9 protein-coding genes are annotated in these 8,840 nt (G+C 71.2%); 3 read left to right on the top strand and 6 right to left on the bottom strand.

The genetic code is table 11. The features are described 5' to 3' along the window. Positions 1-57: 57 nt before the first annotated feature. Together ABZW17_RS06615 and gndA are read left to right on the top strand one after the other, a co-directional pair. Entirely contained in the window at positions 58-978 is a 921-nt protein-coding gene (locus tag ABZW17_RS06615; protein WP_354810349.1) for an MBL fold metallo-hydrolase, read from the top strand. Between the two features lie 86 nt (positions 979-1,064). Then, positions 1,065-2,504, top strand: coding sequence for an NADP-dependent phosphogluconate dehydrogenase (gene gndA, locus ABZW17_RS06610; RefSeq protein WP_354810347.1), 1,440 nt, complete (start codon positions 1,065-1,067; stop codon positions 2,502-2,504). 96 nt (positions 2,505-2,600) lie between these two features. On the opposite strand, the gene ABZW17_RS06605 is transcribed toward gndA, so the two are convergent. The 5 genes from ABZW17_RS06605 to ABZW17_RS06585 are packed head-to-tail and all read right to left on the bottom strand — an operon-like array spanning position 2,601 to position 6,865. Further along, on the bottom strand, positions 2,601-3,338 hold the full coding sequence (locus ABZW17_RS06605; RefSeq protein ID WP_354810345.1) for a Clp protease N-terminal domain-containing protein: 738 nt from the start codon (positions 3,336-3,338) through the stop codon (positions 2,601-2,603). A gap of 32 nt (positions 3,339-3,370) precedes the next feature. Further along, positions 3,371-4,600: an FAD-dependent oxidoreductase gene (locus tag ABZW17_RS06600; protein ID WP_354810343.1), complete on the bottom strand. Its 1,230-nt coding sequence runs from the start codon at positions 4,598-4,600 to the stop codon at positions 3,371-3,373. A gap of 24 nt (positions 4,601-4,624) precedes the next feature. Beyond that, positions 4,625-5,407, bottom strand: a complete 783-nt coding sequence (locus tag ABZW17_RS06595) for an IclR family transcriptional regulator (RefSeq protein WP_354810341.1) — start codon at positions 5,405-5,407, stop codon at positions 4,625-4,627. 1 nt (position 5,408) lies between these two features. Further along, entirely contained in the window at positions 5,409-5,726 is a 318-nt protein-coding gene (locus ABZW17_RS06590; RefSeq protein WP_354810339.1) for an NIPSNAP family protein, read from the bottom strand. Beyond that, positions 5,726-6,865, bottom strand: a complete 1,140-nt coding sequence (locus ABZW17_RS06585) for a 5-methyltetrahydropteroyltriglutamate--homocysteine S-methyltransferase (protein ID WP_354810337.1) — start codon at positions 6,863-6,865, stop codon at positions 5,726-5,728. The genes ABZW17_RS06590 and ABZW17_RS06585 overlap by 1 nt, the downstream gene beginning before the upstream one ends. Before the next feature lie 82 nt (positions 6,866-6,947). Here ABZW17_RS06585 and ABZW17_RS06580 point away from each other — a divergent pair, with 82 nt between their 5' ends. Beyond that, positions 6,948-8,261 carry a nucleobase:cation symporter-2 family protein gene (locus ABZW17_RS06580; protein WP_354810335.1) on the top strand — a complete coding sequence of 438 codons (1,314 nt, stop codon included), beginning with the start codon at positions 6,948-6,950 and terminating at the stop codon, positions 8,259-8,261. Here the strand turns inward: ABZW17_RS06580 and ABZW17_RS06575 are convergent. Further along, entirely contained in the window at positions 8,230-8,787 is a 558-nt protein-coding gene (locus ABZW17_RS06575) for a TetR/AcrR family transcriptional regulator C-terminal ligand-binding domain-containing protein (RefSeq protein WP_354810333.1), read from the bottom strand. The two genes, ABZW17_RS06580 and ABZW17_RS06575, sit on opposite strands and share 32 nt — an antisense overlap. Positions 8,788-8,840: the final 53 nt, after the last annotated feature.

Here is an 8,840-nt window from a genome sequence, read left to right as displayed (position 1 = left end):
TGAAATTCCGAATTATTCGGCCAACCGGAGGAGCCGTCTCTGCGGCATAGTGACCCGGTGACCGATCGCTCCCCCTCCGCCGCCGCCGTCACCCGGCTGGCCGACCGGGTCCACGGCTACGTCCAGCCGGACGGCTCCTGGTACATCAACAACTGCGGGTTCGTCGACGCCGGCGACCACACCGTGCTCATCGACACGTGCTCGACCGAGCGCCGCACGCGGGCGCTGCTCGCCGCGGTCGAGGCGACCACCGGCAGCCCGGTGACGACGCTGGTCAACACCCACCACCACGGTGACCACACCAACGGCAACTACCTGGTCGCCGGCGCGGCGGTGCTCGGCCACCGCAAGACGCGCGAGGTGATGGTCGCCGAGGGCATCCAGAAGTTCGACGGCATCTTCGTCGGCAGCGACTGGGGCGAGCTGCGGTCGCGGCCGCCCGAGATCGTCTTCGACGACCGGCTGACCGTGCACGCCGGCGACGTCGAGATCCAGCTGATCCACCCTGGCCACGCGGCCCACACGACCAACGACGTCCTGGTCTGGCTGCCGCGGGAGCGCGTGCTCTACGCCGGTGACCTGGTGTTCCACGGCGGCAGCCCGTTCGCGCTGATGGGCTCGGTGGCCGGCTGGCGCAAGGGCCTCGACGTGATCCGGGAGCTGTCGCCCGAAGTGATCTTGCCTGGTCACGGCGGCCCCTGCGGGCTCGACGTGGTGGACAAAGTGGACGAATACCTCGCCTTCGTCCAGCGGACGGCCGAGCGCGGGAAGGCCGCCGGGCTGTCGCCGCTGGAGCTGGCGAAGGAGACCGACCTGGGCGAGTTCGGGTCCTGGGGCGAGCAGGAGCGGCTGCCGGGCAACCTGCACCGGGCGTACGCCGAGCTCGACGGCGCCGAGTGGGGCGCGGACATCGACCTGGTGGCGGCGATCACCGACATGCTCGCCTACAACAAGGGCCCGATCCGCTGCTTCTCCTGAACTAGGTGAGCTGCTCCTCCGTGGCCTTCCTTGAGGCGTCGATCGGACTAGGGTCTGAATCGAGAGAGTTCTTCGGAAGGATTCGGATGAGCAAGAAGGCGAGCATCGGGGTCACCGGCCTGGCGGTCATGGGCCGCAACCTGGCCCGCAACCTGGCCCGGCACGGGCACACGGTGGCCCTGCACAACCGGTCCGAGGAGCGGACCCGCGCGCTGGTGGAGCAGTTCGGCGACGAGGGCGACTTCATCCCGGCGTACTCCGCGCAGGAGTTCGTCGACGCGCTGGAGCGGCCCCGGCAGGTCGTGATCATGGTCAAGGCGGGCGGCCCGACCGACGCCGTCATCGAGGAGTTCGCGCCGCTGCTCGAAGAGGGCGACGTCATCATCGACGCCGGCAACGCGCACTTCGCCGACACGCGCCGCCGCGAGAAGGCGCTGCGCGAGCGTGGGCTGCACTTCGTCGGCAGCGGTGTCTCCGGCGGCGAGGAAGGCGCGCTGCACGGGCCGAGCATCATGCCCGGCGGCTCGAAGGAGTCGTACGAGTCGCTCGGCCCGCTGTTCGAGGACATCTCGGCCAAGGTCGACGGCGAGCCGTGCTGCACGCACATCGGCGCGGACGGCGCCGGCCACTTCGTCAAGATGGTGCACAACGGCATCGAGTACGCCGACATGCAGCTGATCGCGGAGTCGTTCGACCTGCTCCGGCACGCGGGCGGCTACGCGCCGGCCGAGATCGCCGAGGTGTTCCGCACGTGGAACACCGGGCGGCTCGACTCCTACCTGATCGAAATCACCGCCGACGTGCTCGCGCACGTCGACAAGGCGTCCGGCCAGCCGTTCGTCGACATCGTCGAGGACGCGGCCGAGCAGAAGGGCACCGGCCGCTGGACCGTGCAGATCGGCCTCGACCTGGGTGTTCCGATCTCGGGCATCGCCGAAGCCGTCTTCGCGCGTTCGCTGTCGGGGTCCAAGTCGCTGCGCGCGGCGGCCCGTGGGCTGGGCGGCCCGTCGGCGGCTCCCCTGTCGGGTTCCTCGCTGGAGCGCTTCGCCGACGACGTCGAGCAGGCGCTGTACGCGTCGAAGGTGGTCGCGTACGCGCAGGGCTTCAACCAGATCCAGGCCGGTGCGACCGAGTACGGCTGGGACATCGACCTCGGCAAGGTCGCCTCGATCTGGCGTGGCGGCTGCATCATCCGCGCGAAGTTCCTCAACGACATCACCGCGGCCTACGCCGACGAGCCCGCGCTGCCGACGCTGCTGACGTCGGGCGGCTTCCGCAAGGCGGTCGAGGACGCGCAGGACTCGTGGCGTTCGGTGATCTCGACGGCGGTCAAGCTCGGCATCCCGACGCCGGGCTTCTCGACGGCCCTGGCCTACTACGACGGCCTCCGCGCGGACCGGCTGCCGGCCGCGCTCGTGCAGGGCCAGCGGGACTTCTTCGGCGCCCACACCTACCGCCGGGTGGACCGCGAAGGCTCGTTCCACACGGCCTGGGCCGCCGACGGCCGCCCGGAGTCCGACGCCTGACGAGCCGCTGCTCTGACCGGGAAGACCCCCTGGTCCCGCCCGGTCAGAGCAGCGTCACCAGCAGCAGCGCGAGGACCGCGGCTGCCACCAGGAGTCTCACTGCCCCCGGGCGGCGAGGATTTCCGCCAGCACCTCCAAGATCTTCGCCTCGGCCTTGTCCTTCTTGACGCCGAGGCCGTCGAGCACTTCGAAGCCGGCCCCTTCGCCTTGTTCGAGCAGCGCCAGGAGCAGGTGCTCGGTGCCGATGTAGTTGTGTCCGAGCCGCAGGCCTTCGCGCATGGTGAGCTCGAGGGTCTTCTTGGCGGCGGCGGAGAACGGGACCACGTTCGGCACCGGGTCGACCGGCTCGGGCAGCCGCGCTTCGGCGGCTTCGCGGACGGCGTCGAGCTGCACGCCCTGGGCCAGGATCGCCCCGGCCGCCAGCGCGGCGGGCTCGGTCAGCAGGCCCAGCACGATGTGCACGGTGTCGATGTACGGGCTGCCGTGGTCGACGGCGGCCTTCTGGGCCTCGACGACGACGTGCCGCGCCCGGTCGGTGTAGCGGCCGTAGACGCGCTCGATCGCCCCGGACGGGTCGCCGCCGGGGTCCACCTTCGGCACGAACCGCTTCTGGGCGGCCTGTTTCGTCACGCCCATGCTGGCGCCGATGTCGGTCCAGGACGCGCCGGACCGCCGGGCCTGGTCGACGAAGTGGCCGATCAGGTGGTCGGCCACTTCGCCGAGGTGCTGGCCCACGTAGACCGCGTCGGTCAGCTGGGCCAGGGCGTCGTGGTCGTTGTTGCTCTTGATGGCGTTGATGAGGTCGTCGAGCTTGATATTGGTCGGTAGGGTCATGCCGTCAACTTTAGGTTGACGATCCTCCTGCGTCAACCGCGAGTTGACGCCGCCTTCAAGTGAGCCTTCAGGTCGAAGGCGCTCGCTTCGAGGTCGTCGTACGCGGGCTTCGGCTCGGCAGTGAACAGGCGGCGCGCGGCGATGTGGTCGGCCGGGCGGTTCACCGACTCGACGGCGATGAGGACGTCGTCGCGGAAGGACAGCACGGAGAACTTGCCGGCCGCCGGGTCGCCCGCGACGACCGTCCGGTCGGCGCCCGCCAGGAGGCCGGCGATCTGCAGTTTCGCGCCCGCCTGGTCGGTCCAGAACCACGGCAGGCTGGCGTACGGCTCCGCGGTGCCGGTGATCGCCGCGGCCACGCTGCGGGCCTGGTCGACGGCGTTCTGCACGGACTCCAGCCGGGTCTCGGCGCCGGCCTGCACGCACGGGAAGTTGGCGCAGTCGCCGATGGCGAAGATCTTCTCGTCCGCCGTCCGCAGGTGCGCGTCGACGACGACGCCGTTGCGCACCGGCAGCCCGGCGGCCTCGGCGAGCGAGGTCTCCGGCACCACCCCGACCGCGACGACGACCAGGTCGGCGGGCAGCCGGGTGCCGTCGGCCAGCTCGACCTCACGCACCCGCGAGTCGCCGTGCATCGCCGCGACACCTTGGCCCAGCAGCACCGTGTGCCCGGCGTTGCGGTGCAGGTCGGCGAAGTACGCGGAGATCTCCGGCGTCGCAACGCGGTTGAGCAGCCGGTCCTGCGCTTCGACGATCGTCACCGGGCGACCGGCGTGCGAGGCGAACTCCAGGCCGATGAACCCGCCGCCGGCCACGATGACGTTCTCCGCTCGCGAAAGGGACTCCCGCAGCCGGTCGGCGTCGTCGCGGGTGCGCAGGGTCAGCACGCCCGGCAGGTCCGCGCCCGGCACCGGCAGCGTCCGGTTGCGGGCGCCGGTGGCCAGGACCAGGTAGTCGTAGCCGAGCTCGCGGCCGTCTTCGAGCTGCACCTTCGCCGCCGCGCGGTCGATCTTCGCGGCCCGTCCGGAAACCAGCTCGATGTCCTTCTCGGCGAAGAAGTCCTCGCCGCGCAGGTGGAGTTGCTCGAGCCCGGCCGTCCCGGCCAGGTACGCCTTCGACAGCGGCGGCCGCTGGTACGGCACGCCCGGCTCGTCCCCGACCAGCACGACCCGGCCGGCGAAGCCCCGGTCCCGCAGCGAAGCCACGGCCTGGAACCCGCTCTGCCCCGCCCCGACGACGAGCACCGTGTGTTGTTCACCCATGCCTGCCATCCGATCACAACGACCTCAAGCCGTCGAGGAGCCGCCGACGGGCCGGGGTGCGCCCAGCACGCGCGAAATGCCCCGCGCCGCCGCGCGGACCGCCGGTACCAGCGTCCTCGGGTCCGTTCCCGCCGCCGGGACGACGACGGAGATCGCCGCCACGACCTCGTCGGTGGCGTCGCGGACCGGCGCGGCCACCGAGAGCGCGATCAGCTCGACCTGGCCGTCGCTGATCGCGTAGCCGTCCCGGCGCACGTCCGCGAGCACCCGCCGCAGCTGCGCGGGCGCGCTGATCGTCTTCGGCGTGAACGCCTTGAGCGGACCGGCCAGCACTTCCTCCTGGGCCTCGGCCGGGGCGTGCGCGAGCAGCACCTGGCCGACGCCGGTGGCGTGCGCGGGCAGCCGGCCGCCGACCCGGGTCAGCACGTTGACCGCGCCGCGGCCGGAGATGCGTTCGACGAACACGACCTCCGGCCCGTCGAGCACGGCGAGCTGCACGTTCTGGTGCGTGGCCTCGTAAAGGTCCTCCAGGAACGGCATCGCGCTCTCGCGCAGCTCGGCGCCGTGCGGCGCCCGCGACGCGACTTCCCACAGCCACAGCCCGACGCGGTACCCGCCCGTTTCGTCGCGCACGAGCGCGCCGCGCCGGGTGAGCTCGCCGGCCAGCCGGTGCGTGGTCGACAGCGGCAGCCCGGCCCGGCGGCTCAGCTCGGACAGCGTCAGCCGCGGCCGCTCGGCCGTGAACGCGCCCAGCAGGTCGAGGACGCGGTCCACGACCGACGGCGGCCGCTGCGCGCTGTGCCGCACGTCAGAGGTCGTCGTCCGGCAGCAGCGGCCGCATGAACGTCCGCCGGTACCGCACCACGCACCCGCTCTCGTCGCGGATCTTGTCGGCCTCGACGAAGTCCGGGTCGACGCCGAACAGCGTCCGGTAGCGCTCGTACGCGGCGAGGCTCTCGAAGCTGAACAGCGCCCGCGCTTCGTCGCTCGCCCCCTCCGCCGGCAGGAAGTAGCCGTGGTGGATGCCGCCTTCGCGCTGCACCAGCCGCATCCACGCGGCGGCGAAGCGTTCGAAGTCGGGCAGTTTCGCGGGGTCGATGACGTAGTCGACGACGCAGGTGATCATCAGTGGCCGCCCCAGACGCGGTCGGCCGTGGAGACGATCAGCTCCAGCTTCCGCAGCTGGTCGTCCGTGGTCAGGTCGTTGCCCTCCTCCGTCGACGAAAAGCCGCACTGCGGCGACAGGCAGAGCCGGTCGATGTCGACGTACCTCGAAGCTTCCTCGATCCGCCGCACCAGGACGTCCGGGTCCTCCAGCTCCGGCCGCTTGGTCGTGACCAGGCCGAGGACGACCTTCTTGTCCTTCGGCACGAACCGCAGCGGCTCGAACCCGCCGGAGCGTTCGTCGTCGTACTCCAGGAAGAACCCGTCGACGGCGAGCTCGCCGAACAGCGCCTCGGCGACGAACTCGTAGCTGCCCTCGGCGGCCCACGACGAGCGGAAGTTGCCGCGGCACAGGTGGGTCGTCACGGTGAGGTCCTCGGGACGCCCTTCCAGCGCCGCGTTCATCGTCGCGATGTTGCGCAGGTGCTGGGTGTCCGGGTCGCCGCCCATCCGCGCGACGAGCTCGCGCTGCGCCGGGTCGTTGAGGTAGGCGAGGCTCGTGTCGTCCAGCTGCAGGTACCGGCCGCCGAGGCCGTGCACCGCGCTGACCTGCTCCTTGTAGGCCGCACTCAGGTCGGCGAAGAACTCCTCGAGGTCCGGGTAAACGCTCTCGCTGACCGCCGCCCGGCCGCCGCGGTAGTAGACCATGCTCGGCGACGGGATGGTCAGCTTCGGCGTCACGCCGGGGTCCACATGGGACTGCAGGAACCGGAAGTGGTCGGCGAAGATCGGCTCGTCGAGCCGCACCTTGCCGTCGACCTGCAGGCCCGGCGGGCTGAACTCGAGGTCACCGGCCAGGTTGTGGAACTTGACGTGCAGCCGCCGGTCGCTCTTCGAGACGCCGCCGAGCGCGTAGATGAAGTCCATGTGCCAGGACGCGCGCCGGAATTCGCCGTCGGTCGCCGAGCTCAGCCCGGCCGCCTTCTGCATCTTGATCACGTCGCGGATCGCGTCGTCCTCGACCGCGCGGAGCTGCTCCGCGCCGATCTCACCGCTTTCCTGCCGCCGTCGCGCGTCGCGCAGCACCGGGGGCCGCAGCAGGCTCCCCACGTGATCGGCGCGAAACGGCGGGCCCACCTGGGAAATGCCACCCGAAGTCATGCACCGATGGTCACACATTCCCGGCCGTTGCGCCGCCCCCCGAACCATGATCATCGCGCCCGGGGCTTGCTACCGTCCGCTCATGACGGAATCCGCGGTCCACCCGGTCGACCGGGGCCTGCCCGCCGGGCGGCTCGCCCTGCTCGGTCTCCAGCACATGGCGATCATGTACGCCGGTTCGGTCGCGGTGCCGCTGATCGTCGGCAGCGCGCTCAAGCTCGACCCGGCGACGATCGGGCTGCTGGTCAACGCCGATCTGCTGGTCGCGGGCATCGCGACGCTGATTCAGGCGATCGGCATCGGGAAGCTGCTGGGCATCCGGCTGCCGGTGGTGGCGGGGGCGACGTTCACCGTCGTCAACCCGATGATCCTGATCGCGTCCCAGTACGGCCTGCCCGCGGTCTACGGCGCGATGATCGCGTCCGGTGTCTTCGGGCTCCTCATCGCGCGGCCGTTCGCGAAGCTGATCCGGTTCTTCCCGCCCCTGGTCACCGGGACGCTGTTGCTGGTCATCGGCGTCTCGCTGCTCGGCCCGGGCGCGGCGATGATCGCCGGCCACGACAGCACGTCAGCGGACTACGCGTCGCCGTCGCACATCGGGCTGGCGTTCGGCGTGCTGGCGCTGCTCGTGCTGTTCACCCGCGTGCTGCGCGGGTTCGCCAACCAGGTCGGCCCGCTGCTGGCGCTGGCGATCGGGCTGGTCGTGGCGATCCCGATGGGGCTGGTGCACTGGGACGGCCTGCGCGCGGCCGGCTGGTTCGGGCTGGCGTCGCCGTTCCACTTCGGCGCCCCGACGTTCCCGGTGGCGGCGATCCTGTCGATGTGCGTAGTCATGCTGGTGACGTTCACCGAATCGACGGCCGACATGATCGCGGTCGGCGAGATCACCGGCCGCCCGCCGACCGACACCGACCTCGCCCGCGGCCTGGCCACCGACGGCGTCTCGGCGGTGCTGGGCGGGGTGATGAACTCCTTCCCCGACACGGCGTTCGCGCAGAACGTCGGCCTGGTCCGGATGACCGGCGTCCGCAGCCGCTGGGTGGTCGCGGTGACCGGCGGGATCCTGGTCGTGATGGGCCTGGTCCCGAAGGTCGGCGCGTTCATCGCGGCGATCCCGGAACCGGTGGTCGGCGGGGTCGCGGTGGTGATGTTCGCGATGGTCGCCGCGGTCGGCGCGCAGAACCTCCGGACGGTCGAGTTTTCCGGCAACCACAACACTTTCGTCGTGGCGGTGGCCCTGGGCGTGGGGCTGCTGCCGGCGTTCGTGCCGGACTTCTTCAAGCACTTCCCGGCCTGGCTGCAGACGATCTGCGGCAGTTCGATCACGGTGGCGGCGGTGCTGGCGTTCGTCCTGAACCTGGTGTTCAACCACCTCGGCCGGCGGGCAGCGAGCTGAGCAACCGGTCGACGAGGAGGGCGCCGGTGCCGGGCTCGACCGGCCGCCGGAACAACACCCGCAGGTAGAGCGGGGCCAGGACGAAGTCGAGCACGTCCTCGACCGACGGCGCGGGTTCGCCGCGCGCCGTGGCCCGGTCGAGTGCGGCCTGCAGGTCTTCGCCGCGGGCACGGAGGTGTTCGAGCGGCTCCTTCTCCGGCCCCAGGGTGGCGACGAGCGCGCGCAGCAGGATCTGGCCGCGCGGGTCGCACATCGAGCGTTCGACGCCTTCGGCCCAGCCGAGCAGGTCCTCGCGCAGCGAGCCGGTGTCCGGTATCGGCGACGTCGCGCGCAGGCGCGTCACGGCGGCGTCGAGCAGCAGCTGCTCGCGGCTGCCCCAGCGCCGGTAGACGCTCGTCGGGTTCACACCCGCCTTCTCGGCGATCTTCGGGATCGCCGCGTTGATCTCGCCGATGACAAGCAGGTCCACGACGGCGTCGTGGACCGCATCTCGCACGCGGGCACTGCGGCCACCCGGTCGGGTCATGACTCCATCCTAAAGCAAACCCGCTTGCTTTTGCCGTCCAGCCCGGGCTATCG

Origin of the sequence: Amycolatopsis sp. NPDC004625 (genome assembly GCF_040609695.1) — a bacterium.
In the GTDB taxonomy this organism is placed as follows: domain Bacteria; phylum Actinomycetota; class Actinomycetes; order Mycobacteriales; family Pseudonocardiaceae; genus Amycolatopsis.
Note: the sequence above shows the minus strand (reverse complement) of the source record. Positions and strands in the feature narration are given on the sequence as shown.